Source organism: Nocardioides sp. YR527, from assembly GCF_900101045.1.
In the GTDB taxonomy this organism is placed as follows: domain Bacteria; phylum Actinomycetota; class Actinomycetes; order Propionibacteriales; family Nocardioidaceae; genus Nocardioides.
The window spans coordinates 196,114-215,886 of the sequence record NZ_FNFN01000006.1 but is presented as its reverse complement, the minus strand read 5'-3'; the positions used below and the strand labels follow the sequence as shown (position 1 = coordinate 215,886).

General features: G+C 69.3%; 16 protein-coding genes. 8 read left to right on the top strand and 8 right to left on the bottom strand.

Going from position 1 to position 19,773, the window contains the following annotated elements; translation table 11 throughout:
* Nucleotides 1-146 precede the first annotated feature (146 nt).
* The 4 genes from BLT25_RS19390 to BLT25_RS19375 are packed head-to-tail and all read left to right on the top strand — an operon-like array spanning nt 147 to nt 4,727.
* Nucleotides 147-1,469, top strand: coding sequence for an ABC transporter substrate-binding protein (locus BLT25_RS19390; protein ID WP_256328688.1), 1,323 nt, complete (start codon nt 147-149; stop codon nt 1,467-1,469).
* The gene (locus BLT25_RS19385; RefSeq protein ID WP_091049334.1) at nt 1,469-2,422 is read left to right on the top strand and encodes a carbohydrate ABC transporter permease; all 954 of its coding nucleotides are present in this window, start codon (nt 1,469-1,471) and stop codon (nt 2,420-2,422) included. Before BLT25_RS19390 ends, BLT25_RS19385 begins: the two co-directional genes overlap by 1 nt.
* Nucleotides 2,419-3,255, top strand: coding sequence for a carbohydrate ABC transporter permease (locus tag BLT25_RS19380; protein ID WP_091049331.1), 837 nt, complete (start codon nt 2,419-2,421; stop codon nt 3,253-3,255). Before BLT25_RS19385 ends, BLT25_RS19380 begins: the two co-directional genes overlap by 4 nt.
* Nucleotides 3,252-4,727: a mannitol dehydrogenase family protein gene (locus BLT25_RS19375; protein ID WP_091049329.1), complete on the top strand. Its 1,476-nt coding sequence runs from the start codon at nt 3,252-3,254 to the stop codon at nt 4,725-4,727. The genes BLT25_RS19380 and BLT25_RS19375 overlap by 4 nt, the downstream gene beginning before the upstream one ends.
* Before the next feature lie 89 nt (nt 4,728-4,816).
* Here BLT25_RS19375 and BLT25_RS19370 read toward each other — a convergent pair whose 3' ends face one another.
* The 3 genes from BLT25_RS19370 to BLT25_RS19360 form a co-directional block, all read right to left on the bottom strand.
* Nucleotides 4,817-8,350, bottom strand: coding sequence for an Rne/Rng family ribonuclease (locus tag BLT25_RS19370; protein ID WP_091050068.1), 3,534 nt, complete (start codon nt 8,348-8,350; stop codon nt 4,817-4,819).
* Between the two features lie 409 nt (nt 8,351-8,759).
* On the bottom strand, nt 8,760-9,956 hold the full coding sequence (locus BLT25_RS19365) for a winged helix DNA-binding domain-containing protein (RefSeq protein WP_091049327.1): 1,197 nt from the start codon (nt 9,954-9,956) through the stop codon (nt 8,760-8,762).
* A gap of 24 nt (nt 9,957-9,980) precedes the next feature.
* Nucleotides 9,981-10,709 (bottom strand): TIGR03936 family radical SAM-associated protein, encoded by a 729-nt coding sequence (locus BLT25_RS19360; RefSeq protein ID WP_091049324.1) that lies wholly within the window; start codon nt 10,707-10,709, stop codon nt 9,981-9,983.
* Between the two features lie 100 nt (nt 10,710-10,809).
* Here BLT25_RS19360 and BLT25_RS19355 point away from each other — a divergent pair, with 100 nt between their 5' ends.
* Nucleotides 10,810-11,799 (top strand): endonuclease/exonuclease/phosphatase family protein, encoded by a 990-nt coding sequence (locus BLT25_RS19355; RefSeq protein ID WP_091049322.1) that lies wholly within the window; start codon nt 10,810-10,812, stop codon nt 11,797-11,799.
* Nucleotide 11,800: 1 nt separating this feature from the next.
* On the opposite strand, the gene BLT25_RS19350 is transcribed toward BLT25_RS19355, so the two are convergent.
* Nucleotides 11,801-12,169, bottom strand: coding sequence for a nuclear transport factor 2 family protein (locus tag BLT25_RS19350; protein WP_091049319.1), 369 nt, complete (start codon nt 12,167-12,169; stop codon nt 11,801-11,803).
* A 48-nt stretch (nt 12,170-12,217) separates the two neighbouring features.
* Here BLT25_RS19350 and BLT25_RS19345 point away from each other — a divergent pair, with 48 nt between their 5' ends.
* The 3 genes from BLT25_RS19345 (at nt 12,218) to BLT25_RS19335 (ending at nt 13,950) form a co-directional block, all read left to right on the top strand.
* Nucleotides 12,218-12,640 (top strand): GNAT family N-acetyltransferase, encoded by a 423-nt coding sequence (locus tag BLT25_RS19345; RefSeq protein ID WP_091049317.1) that lies wholly within the window; start codon nt 12,218-12,220, stop codon nt 12,638-12,640.
* A gap of 51 nt (nt 12,641-12,691) precedes the next feature.
* On the top strand, nt 12,692-13,075 hold the full coding sequence (locus tag BLT25_RS19340) for a RidA family protein (protein ID WP_091049314.1): 384 nt from the start codon (nt 12,692-12,694) through the stop codon (nt 13,073-13,075).
* Nucleotides 13,076-13,338: 263 nt separating this feature from the next.
* Nucleotides 13,339-13,950, top strand: coding sequence for a DUF4190 domain-containing protein (locus BLT25_RS19335; protein ID WP_091049312.1), 612 nt, complete (start codon nt 13,339-13,341; stop codon nt 13,948-13,950).
* Between the two features lie 15 nt (nt 13,951-13,965).
* Here the strand turns inward: BLT25_RS19335 and BLT25_RS19330 are convergent, their stop codons facing one another.
* From BLT25_RS19330 to BLT25_RS19315, 4 genes are all read right to left on the bottom strand, one after another.
* The gene (locus BLT25_RS19330; protein WP_091050065.1) at nt 13,966-15,936 is read right to left on the bottom strand and encodes a TIGR03960 family B12-binding radical SAM protein; all 1,971 of its coding nucleotides are present in this window, start codon (nt 15,934-15,936) and stop codon (nt 13,966-13,968) included.
* A gap of 149 nt (nt 15,937-16,085) precedes the next feature.
* Nucleotides 16,086-16,439, bottom strand: a complete 354-nt coding sequence (locus tag BLT25_RS19325; RefSeq protein ID WP_143033795.1) for a hypothetical protein — start codon at nt 16,437-16,439, stop codon at nt 16,086-16,088.
* Between the two features lie 110 nt (nt 16,440-16,549).
* Complete coding sequence (locus BLT25_RS19320) at nt 16,550-17,755, bottom strand: S8 family peptidase (protein ID WP_091049308.1); 1,206 nt, start codon at nt 17,753-17,755, stop codon at nt 16,550-16,552.
* A 285-nt stretch (nt 17,756-18,040) separates the two neighbouring features.
* Nucleotides 18,041-19,723, bottom strand: coding sequence for a S8 family peptidase (locus BLT25_RS19315; protein WP_256328687.1), 1,683 nt, complete (start codon nt 19,721-19,723; stop codon nt 18,041-18,043).
* Between the last annotated feature and the right edge of the window lie 50 nt (nt 19,724-19,773).

Here is a 19,773-nt window from a genome sequence, read left to right as displayed (position 1 = left end):
GCGCCTCGCGCGCACCGACCGGGCTAGGGGGTCTAGCCCGAATTACGCCATCGTGGTCCGTGACGACAGTCACACTGCGAGGAGGCAGATCGATGCGGGTACGGAGACGAACCTCCGCAGCGCTGACAGCGCTCTCATTGGCCACCGTGTTGTTGACCGCATGCGGGACCGGCGGGCTGGGCGCCGGCGGGACGAGCGCGGGTGAGCACAGCATCACGGTGCTGATGGTCAACAACCCCCAGATGCTCGAGCTCCAGGAGCTCACCGCGGAGCACTTCACCGAGGAGACCGGGATCGAGGTGAACTTCGTGGTCAAGGTCGAGCAGGACATGCGCGACACCGCCAGCACCGAGTTCGCCAACCAGTCCGGGATCTACGACGTGGCGACGCTGTCCAACTTCGAGATCCCCTACTACGCCGAGGCCGGCTGGATCTCGGACATGGAGAGCATCGCGAACGACCCGGAGTTCGACCAGGACGACATCCTGCCGCCGATGACCGAGGCACTCTCCGCCAACGGCAAGGTCTATGGCCAGCCGTTCTACGGCGAGTCCTCGTTCCTGATGTACCGCAAGGATCTCTTCGAGAAGCACGGCCTCGAGATGCCGGCGAACCCGACCTGGGAACAGGTCGCCGGGTTCGCCGCCCAGATCGACGAGGCCGAGGCCGACATGCGCGGCATCTGCCTGCGTGGCCTGGCCGGCTGGGGCGACAACCTCGCCTCGATCACGACCGTGGTCAACACCATGGGCGGCACCTGGTTCGACGAGGACTGGAACGCCCAGGTCGACAAGGGCGGCTTCAAGAAGGCGGCCAACTTCTACGTCGACCTGGTCCGCGAGCACGGCGAGGCCGGCGCCGCGACCTTCAGCTTCCCGCAGTGCCTCAACGCCATGCAGCAGGGCAAGGTCGCGATGTGGTACGACGCCACCTCCGGTGCCGGGTCGCTGGAAGCCGAGGAGTCGCCGGTCAAGGGCAAGGTCGGCTACGTCGCCGCGCCGCACGACCAGACCGAGAACGCCGGCTGGCTCTACACCTGGGCCTGGGCGATCCAGAAGGCCTCCCGGCACCAGGAGGACGCCAAGAAGTTCGTCGCCTGGGCCTCCAGCAAGGAGTACGAGCAGCTGGTGATGGCCGACACCGAGAACGACACCGGCGGGCCGACCAACGTTCCAGCGGGCAAGCGCGCCTCGACCTATGCGGACCCCGAGTACCTCGAGGTGGCCGGCTCCTTCGCGACCCCGACCATGAACGCGATCAAGAACGCCCAGGCGGACAACCCCGGGGTCCAGAAGCGGCCCTACAACGGCATCCAGTTCGTCGGCGTTCCCAGCTTCACCGACTTCGGCACCGAGTGCGCCAAACAGCTCAGCAGCGCCATCTCGGGCTCGAAGACCACCGACGCGGCACTCGACCGCTGTCAGTCGCTCGCCCAGGCGTACGGCGACGTCCAGAAGGAGAAGCAGTGATGGCCACCGTGACCGCACCACTCCGCGAAACGACCGAGCCGGCGGCGAGCCGGCCGCCCGAGGCGTACAAGAAATGGGGCCGGGAGTCGTGGAAGCTGCGCGCGCCGCTGCTGCCCGCGCTGGTCTTCCTGATCGTGGTGACGCAGCTGCCGTTCGTGGCGACGCTGGTGATGTCGTTCATGAACTGGAGCGCCCAGCCCGACGCCCCGGAGCGCAGCTTCGCCGGCTTGGACAACTTCAAGACCGTGTTCACGACGCCGGCCTACCGTACGGCCGTCCTGAACACGATCGAGATGACCGTGGTCGTCGTCGGGGTCAGCGCCCTGCTCGCCCTCGGGATCGCGCTGCTGCTCAACCATGCGTTCATCGGCCGCGGTGTGGTGCGCACGATGATGATCGCGCCGTTCCTGATCGTCCCGATCGCGGCCGCGGTCTTCTGGGGCAACGGCATCCTGATGACCGGGTTCGGTCTGGTCGACGGCGTGCTCGGTCAGCTCGGCGTGCCGGGCGCCCAGGACATCGCCTTCCTCACCGACCATCCCAAGCTCGCCATCGAGATCCAGCTGATCTGGCAGTGGACGCCGTTCATGATGCTGATCCTGCTCGCCGGCCTGCAGTCGCAGGATCCTGAGGTCCTGGAGGCGGCGAGCATCGACGGCTGCAACGGGTGGCAGACGTTCGTGCACATGACGCTCCCCCACGTACGCCGCTATCTCGAGCTCTCGATCGTCCTCGGCACGATCTTCATCGTCCAGAACTTCGACTCGGTCCTGGGCATGACCGGTGGGCTGAACTCCACCAACATCCCCTACGCCGTCTACGAGACGTTCTACTCGGCCAAGGACTACGGGGTCGCCTCCGCACTGGGCGTCGTCGTGGTCATCGGCTCACTGATCATCGCGACCTTCGCGCTCCGCGTCGTGTCGTCCCTGCTCGAGGAGGAGAGCCGATGAACACATGGAACCGGCAGCGGGTGGCGAAGATCGTCATCCCGATCGCAGCGTGGCTGGTCGGCATCATCTTCGTGATCCCGATCCTCTACATGGTCCTGACCTCGCTGCACGCCCCGCAGGACGCCCAGACCTACCCGCCCAGCTGGGGTGCCCCGCTGACGCTGGAGAACTACAGCGGCCTGTTCACCTCCGCGAACCCGATCACCCCGGCACTGATCAACTCGGTGATCACCAGCGTGATCTCGACGCTGCTCGTGCTCGCCCTGGCCATCCCCGCGGCGTACGCCCTGGCGATCAAGCCGGTGAAGAAGTGGTCGGACGCGATGTTCTTCTTCCTGTCGACGAAGATGCTGCCGATGGTCGCGGGCATCCTGCCGATCTACCTGTTCACGACCCAGGTCATCAAGATGCCCGACAACGTGATCATCCTGATCCTGCTCTACACCGCGATGAACCTGCCGATCGCGGTCTGGATGATGCGCTCGTTCCTGGCCGAGGTGCCGCCCGCGATCATCGAGGCGGCATCGATCGACGGCGCCAGCACGCTCCGGATCCTGACCCGCATCGTGGCACCGATCTCGATGCCCGGGGTCGCGGCCACGTCGCTGATCTGCTTCATCTTCGCGTGGAACGAGCAGCTCTACGCCAAGGTGCTCACCAGCGTCGCCGCGCAGACCGGACCGGTCTTCGTGAACACCCTGATCCAGACCGAGCACGCCTACCTCGCCGAGCTGGCCGCCGGGGCGACGCTGATCTCGTTGCCCGTGCTCATCGCCGGCTTCGCCGCTCAGGACAAGCTGGTGCAGGGACTCTCCCTCGGGGCCGTCAAATGACCCAGGCTCGACTCACGACGGCTCGGCTCGGCGAGCTGTCCGCGGCTGTCGCCGTCCCCACCTACGACCGCTCTGCCGTCACCCCCGGGATCGTGCATCTCGGGGTCGGTGGCTTCCACCGCGCCCACCAGGCGCGCTACGTCGACGACCTGCTGGCCGCGGGCGTGACCGACTGGGGCATCGTCGGGGTGGGGCTGATGCCCCAGGACGTACGCATGCGGGATGCTCTCGCCGCGCAGGACCATCTCTACACGCTCGTCGAGCGGGCGCCGGACGGGGGCGTGCGAGGACGGGTGATCGGGTCGATCATCGACTACCTCTTCGCCCCCGACTCCCCCGCGGACGTGCTGAGGCTGCTCACCGACCCGCGGATCCGGATCGTGTCGCTGACCATCACCGAGGGCGGCTATCACGTCAACCAGGCGACCGGTGGCTTCGACGCGTCCGACCCCGCCATCCAGGAGGACCTGCGGCCGGGTGCGGCGCCCTCGACGGCGTTCGGCTACGTCGTGGAGGCGCTGGCTCGCCGTCGTGCCGCCGGGGTGGCGCCGTTCACGGTCATGTCGTGCGACAACATCGCCGGCAACGGCGAGGTCGCCCGGGCGATGCTGTCGGCGTTCGCGTCGCTGCGCGACCCGGACCTGGGTGACTGGATCGCCTCCGAGGTCGCCTTCCCGAGCTCGATGGTGGACCGGATCACCCCGGCCACCACCGACGCCGACGTCGAGGAGGTCGGCTGGCGGTTCGGGATCGGCGACGCCTGGCCGGTGGTCAGCGAGCCGTTCTCCCAGTGGGTGCTCGAGGACCGCTTCCCCCAGGGTCGGCCACCGTTCGAGCAGGCCGGGGTCGAGATGGTGCCCGACGTCGAGCCGTACGAGCTGATGAAGCTGCGGCTCCTCAATGCCAGCCACCAGGCGCTGTGCTATCTCGGCTACCTCTCCGGCTACCGCTACGCCCACGAAGTCTGCACGGACCCGCTGTTCGTCGACTTCCTGCTCGGCTACATGTCCCAGGAGGGCGCCCCGACCCTGCCGCGGGTGCCAGGGGTGGATCTGCCGGGCTACCAGCGGGAGCTGATCGCCCGCTTCGCCAACCCCTACATCCGCGACACCCTGGCGCGGCTGTGCGCGGAGAGTTCCGACCGGATCCCGAAATGGCTTGTCCCGGTCATCACCGCTCAGCTGGGTCGTGGGGGCTCGGTGCGCCGGTCGGCGCTCGTCGTCGCCTCCTGGGCCCGCTATGCCGAGGGGGTCGACGAGCAGGGTTCACCGATCGACATCGTCGACCGGCGCCGCGCCGACGTGACGGCCCGCGCGATCGCGCAGCGCGAGGACCCGCTCGCCTTCCTCCGCGACCCCGACCTCTTCGGCGACCTCGTCGACTCTCCCCAGTTCACCGAGCCGTACGCCGAGGCGCTGGCGTCTCTGCACTCCGTCGGGGCACGCAAGACTCTCGAGACCTGGGAGGACTGAGCGCTCGGAGACAGCACGACGCCCCGGTGACCGCGAGGGGGGGTCACCGGGGCGTCGTGGTTTCCAGCTGTCGTCCGTCGTTCGGGCGGTTACTCCGACGGCGTGGTGTCGCGGCTCACGCCACCACGGGTGCGGGTCACGACCTTGGGCGCCGGGGTCGAGGCGGTGCCGTTGCTGACGGTCGGCGCCTCGGACTTGGTCGCGGTCATCACCGCGCCCTCGCCCGTGCTCACCACCTCGCGGCGGGCACCGCGGCGCTGCCGGGTGACCACCTTGGGCTTGGAGTCGACCGGCTCGGCCGCAACCGGCTCGGCAACGATCGGCTCGGTTGCCTCGGACTCGGTCACCTCGGGCTCAGTCACCTCGGGCTCGACGGCCGGGGCCACGGGAGCAGGCTCCTCCTCGGCGACCGGCTCGGCTGCAACCGGCTCGGTCGCGGCCGGTGCCGGCTTCGACTCGGTCGAGCTGCCGACGACGGCGGCCAGGACCGGACGACCAGTCGTGGCGGCACGGCGGGTGCGCGTACGCGTGGTGACCTTCGGAGCCTCGGGCTCGGCCGGGGCCTTCGGCTCGGCCGGAGTCTCGGCGGCCGGGGCCTCGGCGGGCGTCTCGACCGGCGTGGTAGCCGGGGTCGACGCCTTGGACCGGCGCGAACGCGTACGGGTCGTGACCTTGGGAGCCTCGACCGTCGTCGGCTCGGCCGCCGCTTCGACGGGCTCGGCCACCGGGGATTCGGCGGGGATCTCGACCGGCTCGGCCACCGGGGCCGACGCCTTGGAGCGACGCGAACGCGTACGGGTCGTGACCTTGGGGGCCTCGGCGGGCTCGGCGGGGGTCTCGACGGGCTCGACGACCTGGGCAGCCGGCTCGTCGGTCTTCTCCGCGCCGTCGCTCTGTCCGGCCATGGCGGCGAACTCGGCGGGCGAGGGCGTCTTCGCGGACTCCTCGGCGGGCTCGGCGCGGTGCTCGGTGCCGACCTCGTCCTTGCCCTTGCCACGGCCGCCGCGGCCACCACGACGGCGCGAACGCGGCTCGTCGGGGGCGACACCGGAGGACTTGCCGGCCTCGACCGGGTGCTCGTGGATCACCAGGCCACGACCGCCACAGGCGTCGCAGTTCTCGGAGAAGGCCTCGAGCAGACCGGTGCCGATCCGCTTACGGGTCATCTGCACCAGGCCCAGCGAGGTAACCTCGGCGACCTGGTGACGGGTCCGGTCGCGGCCCAGGCACTCGACCAGGCGACGAAGCACCAGGTCACGGTTGGACTCGAGAACCATGTCGATGAAGTCGACGACGATGATGCCGCCGATGTCGCGCAGCCGGAGCTGGCGCACGATCTCCTCGGCCGCCTCGAGGTTGTTCTTGGTGACCGTCTCCTCCAGGTTGCCCCCGGAGCCGGTGAACTTGCCGGTGTTGACGTCGACGACGGTCATCGCCTCGGTGCGGTCGATGATCAGCGAGCCACCCGAGGGCAGCCAGACCTTGCGGTCCAGGCCCTTCGCGATCTGCTCGTCGATGCGGTACGCGGCGAAGGCGTCGGCCTCACCGTCGTACTTCTCCACCCGCTCCTCGAGGTCGGGAGCCACCGACTGGACGTAGTCCTTGACGGTCTCCCACGACGAGTCGCCGGAGATGACCAGCTTGGCGAAGTCCTCGGTGAACAGGTCGCGGACGACCTTGAGGGTCAGGTCGGGCTCGCCGTAGAGCAGCTGCGGGGCGTTGCCGCCGGCCTTCTTCTCGATGTCCTCCCAGCGTGCCTTGAGCCGCTCGACGTCGCGGGTGAGCTCCTCCTCGGCGGCGCCCTCCGCGGCGGTGCGTACGATCACGCCGGCCGTGTCGGGGACGATCTCCTTCAGGAGGGTCTTGAGCCGGTTGCGCTCGGTGTCGGGCAGCTTGCGGGAGATGCCGGAGGTGGTGCCGTCGGGCACGTAGACCAGGAAGCGGCCGGCCAGCGAGATCTGCGAGGTCAGGCGGGCGCCCTTGTGGCCGATCGGGTCCTTCGTCACCTGGACGAGCACCTTCTGGCCGGAGGTCAGCACCGACTCGATCTTGCGGGGCTGGCCCTCCTTCCAGCCGAGCGAAGCCCAGTTGACCTCACCGGCGTAGAGCACCGCGTTGCGGCCCTTGCCGATGTCGATGAACGCGGCCTCCATGCTCGGCAGCACGTTCTGGACACGGCCCAGGTAGACGTTGCCGATCAGGCTGGTCTGGCTCTCGCGGGCGACGTAGTGCTCGACGAGCACCTTGTCCTCGAGCACTGCGATCTGGGTGAGATCCTCGCGCTCACGGATCACCATGACCCGCTCGACCGACTCGCGGCGGGCCAGGAACTCGGCCTCGCTCACGATCGGGGCGCGACGGCGACCGGCCTCGCGGCCCTCGCGACGGCGCTGCTTCTTGGCCTCCAGGCGGGTCGAGCCCGACAGCGCGGTGATCTGGTCCTCGCCGGTGCGGCTCTGGCGGACCTTGGTGACGGTGTTCTCCGGGTCGTCCCCGGCGTCGCCGGAGGCCTCGCCGGCCCGGCGGCGACGACGGCGACGGCGCGAGGACGTGCCGCCCTCGCCCTGGTCGGCGTCGGCGTCCTTGCCTGCCTCGTCGCTCTCGGACTCCTCGGACCTGTCCTCGGCGTCGGCCGCGTCGGAGCCGTCGGCGTCGCCGTTGGCACCCTTGCGACGGCGGCGGCCGCCACGGCGGCGACGACGACGGCCGTTGCCACCGCCCTCACCGTCGTCGGCCGAGCTCTCGTCGGACTCGTTGCCGGACTCGGCCTCGGTGTCAGTCTCGGACTCGGTGGCCTCGGGCTGCTCCTCGTCGGCGGCCTTCTCCTCGACCGGGGCGGCGCTGCGTACGTTCCGCTTGCGCGTCCGGGTCGGGGCCTCCTCCTTCGCTTCGGCGGCGGGCTCGGCGACCGGCTCGGTGGCCTGCGGCTCGTCCTCGGCGGGAGCCTCGACGACGGCCTCGACCGGCTCGGCGACGGGCTTCGGCTCGGCCGTCTTGCGCGTACGCCGGCGGGTGGTCGTCTTGGTCGGCGCCTGGAACAGCACCGCGGGGGCCGGCGGACCGGCCTGCTCGGCCTCGGTCTCCTCGAGGGTCTCCTCGGCGACCTCCTCAGCGGGGGTCTCGACGGCCTCGACGACGGGCTCGAGGACAGGCACGGCGGCCTTCTTGGCGGCCGTCTTCTTCGTGGTGGTCCGCTTGGCGGTGGTCTTCTTCGCCGCCGTCTTCTTGGCCGGAGCCTCGACGGTCTCGGCGGGAGCCTCGGAGGTATCGTCCTCCGGCGCGGTGGTGGCCTCGGGGGTCTCGACCTCAGCCGGCGCAGGGGCGGCGACCTTCTTGGTCGTACGCTTCCGGGTCGTCTTCTTCGCCGCCGTCTTCTTGGCGGGGGCCTCGGCGCTCTCGGCAGCCTCGGCGGTCACTTCGGCGGGGGCCTCCACAGCCTCGGCCGGGGCCGCGGCAGCGGCCTTCTTCGTGGTGCGCTTGCGCGTGGTCTTCTTCGCCGCGGTCTTCTTCGCGGGAGTGGTCTCGCCGGTCGCTTCCGCGTCGGTCGTGGGGGTGTCGGTCACCGGAGCCTGCGCTGTTTCAGCGCCGTTCTCGGTGTTCTCGACAGTGGTCTCGTCGGCCATGCCGTTCTCCTCATCCAGGACCTTCACAGGTGCCGGATAGTCAGGTGCCGGGAAACGGGCGCTGCGCAGTATCTAACTTTTCCACGTAGCAGCCGCGTCGCGGCGCAAAGCTTGTCAGGGCGGCGGCATCCTCCGCAGCGGTGCGTCACAGGCAGCGGTTCGTCACCTGCCGCGGTCGCTCGGCCGTCCGGGACCTTCCCGGGCGAGTCGCTCTCACTGACCTGCTAGGCCTGCGTCGCGGTCTGGTGACGCCCTACCCCTGTGTGCCGGAGTGCGGCCCCGGAGGGCTCACGCCGGCGAGGCGTCGTCGGACTGTCCATTCCTCGGGGCGGGCCCGATTGTTTGAGCAGTCGTCTCGGAGTATCGCATACACCCTGTCAACAGACCGATATCTGGACGCCAACGAAACTCAGGGGAGCGTGGCTTCTTTCATCTGGCGCGACTTGTAGACGTTCACGATCACGACGCCATCGAGCCATTCGGTGAGCCGCTCGGCCTCGGCCGCCAAGGCCTTGCGCCCGTCCTCGCCGATGTCGTGGCGCACGATCGGCTGCACCCGGCCGTCCTCGTCCTGCGCCCAGGCCCCCACGATCCGGCCGTCCCACCAGGCGGTGTTGCCGGCGTTGCCGTTGGAGTCGAAGAGGTACGCCACATCCTCGGCGTCCAGATAGAACCCGCGTTCCTTCCAGCCCATGACGGTGGGGTCGAGAGTGGGCAGCAGCGCGGCCCAGGGCTCGATCTCGGGCTCCGGCGAGGTGGCGATCGGGTCGTCCGGAAGCACCCATCCGGTGCCACCGCCCTCGAGCCCGACCTCCACGGCACCGACCGCGGCGAGCGCGGCCCGCACGGCCGTCTTCGTGGACCCGAGCCACCAGACCAGGTCGGCCTCGGTGCCCGGACCGAAAGTCCCCAGCCAGCGGCGGACGAGCTCGGCGTAGCCGTCGGCGGGCGCGAGCGGGGACGGCACCTCACCGAGCCAGGACTCGGTGAGCGTCCAGGCCGGCTTGTTGAGCCGCCAGTGGCCGACGTTGGTCGCCCGCACGAGCCGACCCTGCGCGGCGAGGGTGCCGATCACCCAGCGGCCGATCGGGAACTCACCACCCCACTTCTTGCCGGGCGTGCCCATCCGGAAGCGGGCGTCGAGCTCCGGCACCAGCTCACGCAGCTGTGTCGTGGTGCGGGGCTCGCCGGCGGCCAGTGCCGCCAGCGTCGCCGCGTACGCCTTCTCGATCCAGCCGTCCTGGTCCTCCTCGATGCCACCCGCGGTCAGCCACTTGTGGAGGTTCTTCTCCTCCTGCGCCGCCACCCGGGACGAGGCGCTCCCCAGCGCAGCCGGCAGCAGATCACGTGGGAAGGCGAAGAGCGTGCGCCGCATCGCCAGCTGCTTGACCAGGCTTCTGTCCTCGTAGAGCGCGCGCTCGACGTCCTCGACCAGGAGATCCCGCACCCGCGCGTGCAGGGCGAGGTGGACGGTCGCGGCCTCGGTCGCATGCCAGGCGGTCATCGCCTGCGTCGCGGCCGCCACGTCGGCGTATCTGTGGGCTGGGGCGAGCCCGTGCCTGCGGGCCAGTCTCGCCCGGCGTTCACGGTCGGTGACCATTCTCATCGGCAGAGCCTCATCGAAGACAGGCTAGTGGAGCGGGTCGCCGATCGTGCCGGAGTCCTCGTCGAAGACTCCCTGGCTGAGCCGGGTCAGGAGCGGCAGTCCGCCGTGCTCGGGGCCCACCTTCAGGCCACCGATGCGCTCCAGGCCGGTGACGACGTCGTCGGGACGTACGGTCGGGGTGCCGTGCCTGAGCAGGAGCTCCAGCCGGGAGCCGCCCTCGCGGGGCGCCGATGCGAGGCGTACGACAGCTCCTCGGGCATCGAACTCGCGCAGACCCTTCTTGGTCATCCGGGACACGATGACCTCCTCGGCGCCGAGGAACGCCTCGACCGCCGCCGCGGCCTCCTCCGGTGCCGTCGGGAGGTCGATGATCCACTCGCTGCCGGTGAGCAGGTCGGCCAGCGCACCCTTGGGCGAGGTGGCGGTGTCCACGACATCGAGCAGGTCGAGACCGTCGGGCATGACCTCGTCCAGGGCAGCCTTGGTCGCGGCCGGGTCGACCGTCTCGCGCAGTCCCAGCTCGACGTACTCGGCCTCGCTGGCCGCTCCCGTCGGGGCCGCGCCGGCGTAGGAGATCCGCGGGTGCGGGTTGAAGCCCGAGGAGTAGGCCACCGGGATCCGGGCCCGCGCGACCGCGCGCTCGAAGGCGCGGCTGAAGTCGCGGTGGCTGGTGAACCGGAGCCGGCCGCGCTTCGCGTAGCGGATGCGGAGACGCTGGACCGGCGGGGCCTGCTGTTCGGGCTGTTGACGCACGAGGTCGATTATGGCGGTCCCCGGGCACGATGACCCATCCGGCGAATGCAAAGCCAACGGAATGTAACGACTTGCATACGAAAAATGGGAGACTCGCGCGGTGAGCCACCACAGAAGCAGGAAGTTCTCGGTACGCCTCAAGGAGCTGTTGCCGATCCTCGCGGTGGTCCTCACGGTCGGCGCCATCGCCGCGCTGACCGTCCTCGCGCCCCGGCTGAGCGACTCCAGGCAGGCCTCGGCCGAGGCCTCCTCCACGCCGACGGCCGAGCCTCTCGAGGCCAGCCCGTCGGCATCGGAGTCGGCGAAGGAGACGTTGCCGAAGTTCAAGACGCTCGACGCGCCGCCGGCGATCGACAAGGTACCGAAGAAGCCGAAGATCGACCCGTGCGCGGTCCCGCGCGAACTGACCGTGATGACCTTCAACATCAAGGGTGGCCGGGTCTCCCCCGGCGAGCTCGGCGGGATCGCCAGCGTGATCCGGGCCTCCGGCGCCGACGTCGTACTCCTCCAGGAGGTCGACCAGAACCGCCGCCGCTCCGGCAACGTCGACCAGCCGGCGATCATCGCCTCGCAGCTGGGGATGCAGTCGGTCTTCGGCGCCAACGACTACATCACCGACCGCGGTGGCTACGGCACCGCGATCCTGTCGCGCTTCCCCATCGCGGAGTCCGGCAACACCCACCTGCCCAACCGCGACGGCAAGGAGCAGCGCGGCGTGCTGCGGGCGAACATCATCGTCGAGGGCCAGCGCCTGGTCGTCTTCAACACCCACCTCGATCACACCTCCGACTCGCTGCGGCAGGCCCAGATCGGCGCGGTCATGTCCAAGGTCAACGCCTACGACGGCGCCAAGCTCCTCGGCGGCGACCTCAACGCCGGCGACGGCTCCGGCGTCCTGGGCACCGCCCTGGCCACGCTGTCCGACGCCGGCGCCTCTCTCGGCGCCAGCCACGACGGCGGGGGCCGGGTCGACTACCTGCTCCCCAACTCCTGGCTCTCGGCCGGCGACGGCAACGTCACCCCCACCGGCCTCTCCGACCACCACGCCGTCAGCATCGACTTCTCCATGCGCGGCGCCGCGGACTGCTGAGTCAGTAGCGCTCGACCGGCACAGCGCGCTCCGGCGGTTCGCACGCCTCCGGCCAGAAGTCGGTCACCCGGGTGATCCGCCCGTCCGTGATCTCGAGGAACGTCTGCGACTCCCCCGACTCCTCGCCCATGCGCCAGTCGAACCAGACCACGGCGCGCGCATCGTCGGCGATCACCACCTTCGCGGTGAGGTGCCACTCCCCGGGGTAGGTCTGGTTGAACTCGAGGAACGAGGTACGCCCGATGACCAGCTCACGCGTCTGCGGCATGTCGTAGACGACATCCTCGTCCAGCAGCCTCACCCAGGCGTCCCAGTCCCTGGCCTCGAGGAGCTCGAGATACCTGCGACCCAGCGCACTGTTGTCCGTCATGGCCGCAACCTATCGGGGGCCGGGCGCCCGCGTGGGACACTTCCCGCCGTGATCGAGTTGCGACCTGCCGTTCTTGCTGACGTCCCTGCGCTGATGGAGCTGTGGGAGGTGGCCGCGGAGAACGACTCGCGGCCGACCGACTCGGCGGCGAAGGTCGAGGCAGTGATCTTGCGTGACCCCGAGGCCTGCACCGTCGCGGTCACCGCCGAGGGCCGGGTCGTCGGCTCCCTGATCTCCGGCTGGGACGGCTGGCGCGCCCACCTCTACCGGCTGGCGGTCCACCCGGACGTACGCCGCCAGGGGCTCGCCCGCCGCCTGCTGTCCCACGCCGAGGACCGCCTCGTGTGCCTCGGCGCGAGCCGGATCGATGCGATGGTGCTCGAGGGCAACGACCTGGGCCAGTCGCTGTGGAAGAGCTCGGGCTACGAGTCTCAGGCCGATTGGCGGCGCTGGGTCCGTCCAGTCGGCTGAGCAGTCGGTAACTGGTCGCCAAAGAGACCGAGTCGGGTCTACCTTCGGCGGATGGATTTCCTGACCCCCGAAGACCTTCCCGCACCCGCCGGCTACAGCCACGTCGTGATCACCGATCCCGGCGCCCGGCTGATCGTGACCTCGGGCCAGATCGGCATCACCGCCGACGGCACCGTCGAGGCGGGTTGGGAGGCGCAGACCCGGCAGACCTTCATCAACCTCGGCGTAGCCCTGGCCGCAGCCGGCGCGACCTGGTCGGACGTCGTGAAGCTGACCTACTTCGTCGTCTCCACCACCGAGCTGCCGCTGATCCGGTCGGTGCGCGACGAGTTCGTCGACGTCGCCCACCCGCCCGCCAGCTCGTTGGTGCAGGTCGCCGGCCTCTTCCGCCCCGACGTACTCATCGAGGTGGAGGCGACCGCCGCCATCTACTGACGGCCGGCGAGGACGTCTGATCGTCCCGTCACAAGTCCGCATGTGAGGGGTTGTGACACCTGAAGCCGCGCTGACGGCCGGCACTTCCACACACGTGCGGGAAAGTGACAGCTACCCGGCGAGGGATGGTAGGTCACGGCACTCCGAACATGCCCTGACCGGTATGCCATCATCCGCCCATGTCGAACGACGCGCACCCCACGGCGCCTGGCCAGGACCCAGCACTTTCACCATCGTCGAACCTCGGGCGCCCTTCTCAGGCGATGGCGATCGCCGCCCTCATCTTGTGCTGCTTCATCTTCTTCCCGCTCGCACCGATCGTCGGTATCGGGCTTGCGATCGCGGTGCTCGTCAGGTCCCGCCGGGGCCGCAACCACGGCACCAAGAAGGCGATCACCGGAATCGCGATCGGAACCTCCGGCCTTGCCCTCGTCGTCGGGCTCGTGACCAGCGCCTGGTGGTTCACGACCGGCGCCAACATCGAACGCGACAGCATCGGAGCGGTGACGTCGAACGGGACGGGTTTGGTAGCGGATCTACAGGTCGGGGACTGCTACAACGACCCCAAGCCAGGCAGCGTCAAGCACACGATCGGCATCGTCGACGTCGTCCCGTGCGCCCAGGAACACCGTTGGGAGATCTACCAGCTCGCCCCGATACCGGGCACGAGCTGGCCCGGGTACGGCGAGGTCGAAGACCGCACCTATGAGTCATGTCGCGCGGCTTTCATCCGGCTCACTGCCGACAGCAACGATGGACTCTCGCTGTCCACCTACAGCTTCGCGCCCACGGAGTACGAGTGGAACGCCGGCGACCACTACGCGACCTGCATAGCGGGCAACGTCTTTCCCTCCACCGGTTCGATCAGCGACTGATCCGACAGGAACCCGCTACACGACCGACAGCGGCAGCAGCTTCTGACCCGTGGGGCCGATCTGGATCTCGGTGTTCATCTCCGGGCAGACACCGCAGTCGTAGCACGGGGTCCAGCGGCAGTCCTCGACCTCGATGTCCTCGCCGTCGGCGACGGCGAGGGCGTCCTCCCAGTCGGCCCAGAGCCAGTCCTTGTCGAGGCCGGAGTCGAGGTGGTCCCAGGGGAGGATCTCGTCGTACTCACGCTCGCGGGTGGTGAACCAGTCGAGGTCGACGCCGGTGCCGGCGAGGCCGATCTCGGCGGCGGTCATCCAGCGGTCGTAGGAGAAGTGCTCCGACCAGCCGTCGAAACGGCCGCCGTCGCGCCAGACCTGCTCGATGATCGCGCCGACGCGACGGTCGCCGCGAGAGAGCAGGCCCTCGACGATGCCGGGCTTGCCGTCGTGGTAGCGGAAGCCGATCGCGCGGCCGAACTTCTTGTCTGAGCGGACCACGTCACGCAGCTTCTGCAGCCGCTCGTCGGTGGTCTCGTGGTCGAGCTGGGAGGCCCACTGGAAGGGGGTGTGGGGCTTGGGCACGAAGCCACCGATGGAGACGGTGCAGCGGATGTCGTTGCGGCCCGACACCTCGCGGCCCTTGGCGATGACCTTCTTGGCGAGCTCGGCGATCTGGAGCACGTCCTCGTCGGTCTCGGTCGGCAGGCCGCACATGAAGTAGAGCTTCACCTGGCGCCAGCCGTGGGAGTAGGCGGCGCCGACGGTGCGGATCAGGTCCTCTTCGGTGACCATCTTGTTGATCACCTTGCGCATCCGCTCCGAGCCTCCCTCGGGGGCGAAGGTCAGACCGGAGCGCCGCCCGTTGCGGGAGAACTCGTTGGCCAGGGTGATGTTGAAGGCGTCGACGCGGGTCGAGGGCAGCGACAGGGACACGTTGGTGCCCTCGTAGCGGTCGGCCAGGCCGGTCGCGACGTCACCGATCTCGGTGTGGTCGGCGGAGGACAGGGACAGGAGCCCGACCTCCTCGAAACCGGACTTCCGGATCCCGTTCTCGACCATGTCCCCGATGGTGGTGATCGAGCGCTCGCGCACCGGACGGGTGATCATCCCGGCCTGGCAGAAGCGGCAGCCGCGGGTGCAGCCGCGGAAGATCTCCACCGAGAACCGCTCGTGGACGGTCTCGGCCAGCGGCACCAGCGGGTTGCGCGGGTAGGGCCAGGCGTCGAGGTCCATCAGGGTGTGCTTGCGCACCCGCCACGGGATACCGGGCACGTTGGGTACGACGGCCTCGATCGCCCCGTCGGCGGCGTAGGTCACGTCGTAGAACTTCGGGACGTAGACGGCGCCGGAGACGGCCAGCCGCCGCAGCAGCTCGTCGCGGCCGCCGGGGCGACCGTCCTGCTTCCACTCGCGCACGACCTCGGAGATCTTGAGCACGACCTCCTCGCCGTCACCGAGCACGGCGGCGTCGAGGAAGTCGGCGATCGGCTCGGGGTTGAACGCCGCGTGGCCGCCGGCGAGCACGACCGGGTCGTCGTCGCCACGGTCCACCGCGTGCAGCGGGATCTGGGCGAGCGAGAGCGCGTTGAGCATGTTGGTGTAGCCGAGCTCGGTCGAGAACGAGAGCCCGAACACGTCGAACGCCTTCACCGGACGGTGAGCGTCGACGGTGAACTGCGGGATCGGCCCCTGCTCGTCGCCCTCGCGCATGATCTTCTCGAGGTCGGGCCACACGGCGTAGGTGCGCTCGGCCGCGATCCAGTCACGCTCGTTGAGCACCTCGTAGAGAATCTGGACGCCCTGGTTGGGCAGGCCGACCTCGTAGGCGTCGGGGTACATCAGCGCCCACCGCACCTCGACCTCGTCCCACTCCTTGACGGTCGAGTTGAGCTCCCCACCGACGTACTGGATCGGCTTGGACACCAGCGCCAGGCGCGGCTCCAGCCGAGGGAAGACAGAATCAGGAACGAGGTCGCTCTGGGCGACGGTCACGATGGGCACCTCAAAGCTCGGGAACGATCAACCCCAAGCGTACGCCGCTCCGCCCCTCCCCCGCGAAACCCGTGGCCTCAGGCTTCCCGGAGGACCCAACGGTTGGCTCCAGACACTGGCCCACGTGGTCGTCGGCATGCGGGTGAGGATCAGCACTCGACCCGCAGTACATGGCGCCAGCGCATCCCATCCACCTCGACCGGGATCACCCAGACCGTCGTCCGGATGCGGTCACCAGGCTTGAGGCAAGCCGGGCGGCCCTCCCCATCGACTCCCGAGGATCCGTTCCGAAGCACGTCAGGAGAAAGCCCCACCGTCCAACCGTCGTCAAGTTGGCACGAGATGATCGGGTCCCCGGCGACACAGACTGCTGGCTCCGGCTTGGCCTGGGCGTTCCGCTGCCCGACCTGGTAGGTGACGAGCGGAGCGACGACGGCCGCGAAGACCGCCAGCCACACGAACCACAAGCGACGGGACCGCAGCCCGCTCATCGATTCAGACACGACGTGGGAGTCTCGCACAGCATCTAGACGAGCAGGACGGAAAGCCGTTGGGGCCGCCCCTCCCGGACGGCCCCAACGGATTCAGCTCGGGTTCAACTCAGAACCGCACCTCAGAACAGCGTGGTGAGCAGCAGGTTCGGGGAACCGGTGCCCGGGTTGGTAACCACGTCGGGGGTGGCGGCACCGGTCAGGCCCTCGGCGACGTCGGCCGGGGTGGCCGAGGGGTTCGCCTCGAGGAAGAGCGCGGCGGCGCCGGCGACATGGGGGGTCGCCATCGACGTACCGGAGATGGTGTTGGTCGAGCCGTCGTTCCAGGCCGAGGTGATGTCGACGCCGGGGGCGAAGATGTCGAGGCACTCACCGGTGTTGGAGAAGTCCGCGGCGGCGTCGGTGTCGTCGGTGGCACCGACGGTGATCGCCTCCGGAACGGCCGCCGGCGACGAGCCGCAGGCGTCCGAGCTCTCGTTGCCGGCCGCGACGGCGTAGGTCACGCCGTCGGCGATCGAGGCCTGGACGGCCGCGTCGAGAGCGGCGTCGTTGCCGCCACCGAGCGACATGTTGGCGACGGCCGGGCCGTCGGTGTGGTTCTCGGTGACCCACTCGATGCCCGCGACGACACCCTCGGTGGTGCCGGAGCCGTTGTCGTCGAGGACGCGGACCGGGACGATCGTGGCCTCCTTGGCCAGACCGTAGGTGGTGCCGGCGACGGTGCCCGCGACGTGGGTGCCGTGGCCGTTGCCGTCGGTCGGGTCGGTGTCGCCGTCGACGGCGTCGAAGCCCTCACCGATACGACCGCTGAACTCGGAGTGGTCGGTCGCGACGCCGGTGTCGATGATGTAGGCGGTCACACCCGCACCGGTCTGCTCGTAGTGGTAGTTCGAGTCGAGCGGCAGCGCGGCCTGGTCGACCCGGTCCAGACCCCAGGTCGGGTCAGCCTGGTCGCCCTGGGTGGTGTAGCGGTGGTTGGCCTGCACGTAGGCGACATCAGGGTTGGAGCGGACCTCGGCGAGCGCGTCCTTGTCGAGCGAGGCCGAGAAGCCGTTGAACGCCGTGTTGAAGACCTCCCGTACGTCTCCACCCGCGTCGCGGGCGTCGCTGCGCACCGACTTGGCCTCGGACTTGGCCACGTCGCTGCGGCCCTGCTTCTCCATCACGACGATGTACTGGCCCTCGATCGCGGTCGAGGCGTCCGCGCCGCGCAGCGGCGCCGGACTGTCGGCGGCACCGGCCGGGACGGCGAAGGCGATCGCCGAGGCTGCTGCTCCGACGGCTACGGCGGAGATGACCGCCGGCGCCTTGATGGCACGGTTCTTCATGGTTCGGTTCACGAACTGACTCCCGTCATCATGCGGCCCTGTGGGGCCACGGTGAACGCCCTGCGCCCTCCCTGCGGCCGCAGCCCGAAGCGTTCGGCCAACCACGTAATCACGTTACGTGGTGCTCGTAACGACCCAACTCTTCGCATTGCAGCAACGTGCAGATACCGATGATGAACACCTGTAAACAGCCCATAAACAGGGCATGAAAAAAGTCCTGACAACGGCAGACCGGGCCGCCCGCGTTACACGGGCGACCCGGCTGAGGTGTTGCCGGTGGTGAGATCAGGCGATGGAGGTGTCGTCGATCAGGAAGCTGGTCCCGAGGGAGGAGTCCTCGGTGCCGGTGAACGTCAGCGTGACGGTGCTGCCCGCGAAGGACCCGAGCGAGAACGACTTCAACGCGTAGGACGAGCTCGCGTTCAGGTTCGAGTACGTCGCCAGCGTCGTCGACCCGACCTTGACGGTGAGCTTGTCATAGGCCGTCGAGGTGGTCGTCTCGTTGGTGATCACCCGCAGGTAGAACGACAGGGTCTTGCCCGTCGTGGGCAGGGTGACCGACTGCGACAGCGTGTCGGTGTGAGCGGAGCCGTAGCCGTTCAGCCACGCCTTGTAGGAGCCCGTACGGGCCGGGGCGCTGCTCGAGCTGTCGATCACGCCCGAGGAGGCGCTCCAGCCGGTCGCGCCCGACTCGAAGCCCGGGTTGGTCAGCAGGTTGCCGGTGGTCGGCGGGTCCGTCGGGTCGGTGCCACCGCTCCACAGCGAGTAGAGGAGGCGGTTGGGTGAACCGGTCCCGGGCGAGGTGACCACGCCGGTGGTGGCGTTGGCGTTGATCGCCGAGGCGACGGCGGAGGCCGATGCCGTCGGGTTCGCCTGCAGGTAGAGCGCGGCCACTCCGGCGACGTGCGGGGTCGCCATCGACGTACCGGAGATCGTGTTGGTCGCCGTGTTCGAGGTGTGCCAGGCCGAGGTGATCGAGGAGCCCGGGGCGAACAGGTCGACGCACGAGCCGATGTTGGAGAAGCTCGACCGGGCGTCGGTGTTGGTCGTCGAGCCGACGGTCAGGGCCCCGGCCACCCGGGCGGGCGAGCCGTTGCACGCGTTCGCACCGGAGTCGTTGCCCGCGGCCACGGCGTAGGTGACGCCGTCCGCCATCGAGCTGGTGACCGCGGAGTCGAGGGTCGAGGAGACCCCGCCACCGAGCGACATGTTGGCGACCGCCGGGCCGGAGGTGTGGTTGGAGGTCACCCAGTTCACACCCGCGATCACACCGGCGGTCGTGCCGGACCCGGAGGCGTCGAGCACGCGGACGGGCACCAGGGTGACGTTCTTGGCGACGCCGTAGGTCGTCCCGCCGACGGTGCCGGCGACGTGGGTGCCGTGGCCGTTCTCGTCCTCGGTGCTGGACCCGATCGCGGTGTAGCCGGAGGTCACCCTGCCACCGAAGTCCGCGTGCGTGGAGCGGATCCCGGTGTCGATGATGTACGCCTTCACACCCGAGCCGGTGTAGTCGTAGTGGTAGTTCGAGTTCAGCGGCAGGTTGCGCTGGTCGATCCGGTTGAGCCCCCAGGTGGGGTTGGCCTGGTCGCCGCTGGCCTTCACGACCTGGTTGGCCTCGACGTAGTCCACGTCGGGGTTGCTGCGGAGCGCGTCGAGCGCGTCGGCGTCGAGCGTGGCTGAGAACCCGGTGATCGCCTTGTCGTAGGCGTACTTCACCGAGCCACCCTTCTCCTTGGCGAGCGCCCGGGCGTCGGCGGCGTTGGCCTTGGCGGCCGCACCGTTGCCCTTCATCACCACGATGTAGGAGTTGTCGATGGCCGTCGACTTCTCGGCACCGATCAGCGGTGCCGGACTGTCGGCTGCGCCGGCGGGACCGGACATGGCCAGGATGGTGGTGGCGACGCCGACGGCGGTGACCGTCGCTGCTGCCAGTGCGCCGAGGCGCTGGGTTCTGTGGGGTCGGTTCACGATTACTGCTCCCGTCGTCAAGCAGCCTCGGGTTGAGGGCTGCAAGGGGT

What these genes read in the sequence shown, in the direction of transcription:
- BLT25_RS19385 (WP_091049334.1), top strand. Translation starts at nt 1,469, where the DNA reads ATGGCCACCGTGACCGCACCACTCCGCGAAACGACCGAGCCGGCGGCG.
- BLT25_RS19380 (WP_091049331.1), top strand. Translation starts at nt 2,419, where the DNA reads ATGAACACATGGAACCGGCAGCGGGTGGCGAAGATCGTCATCCCGATC.
- BLT25_RS19375 (WP_091049329.1), top strand. Translation starts at nt 3,252, where the DNA reads ATGACCCAGGCTCGACTCACGACGGCTCGGCTCGGCGAGCTGTCCGCG.
- BLT25_RS19370 (WP_091050068.1), bottom strand. Translation starts at nt 8,350, where the DNA reads ATGGCCGACGAGACCACTGTCGAGAACACCGAGAACGGCGCTGAAACA.
- BLT25_RS19365 (WP_091049327.1), bottom strand. Translation starts at nt 9,956, where the DNA reads ATGAGAATGGTCACCGACCGTGAACGCCGGGCGAGACTGGCCCGCAGG.
- BLT25_RS19350 (WP_091049319.1), bottom strand. Translation starts at nt 12,169, where the DNA reads ATGACGGACAACAGTGCGCTGGGTCGCAGGTATCTCGAGCTCCTCGAG.
- BLT25_RS19340 (WP_091049314.1), top strand. Translation starts at nt 12,692, where the DNA reads ATGGATTTCCTGACCCCCGAAGACCTTCCCGCACCCGCCGGCTACAGC.
- BLT25_RS19335 (WP_091049312.1), top strand. Translation starts at nt 13,339, where the DNA reads ATGGCGATCGCCGCCCTCATCTTGTGCTGCTTCATCTTCTTCCCGCTC.
- BLT25_RS19320 (WP_091049308.1), bottom strand. Translation starts at nt 17,755, where the DNA reads ATGAAGAACCGTGCCATCAAGGCGCCGGCGGTCATCTCCGCCGTAGCC.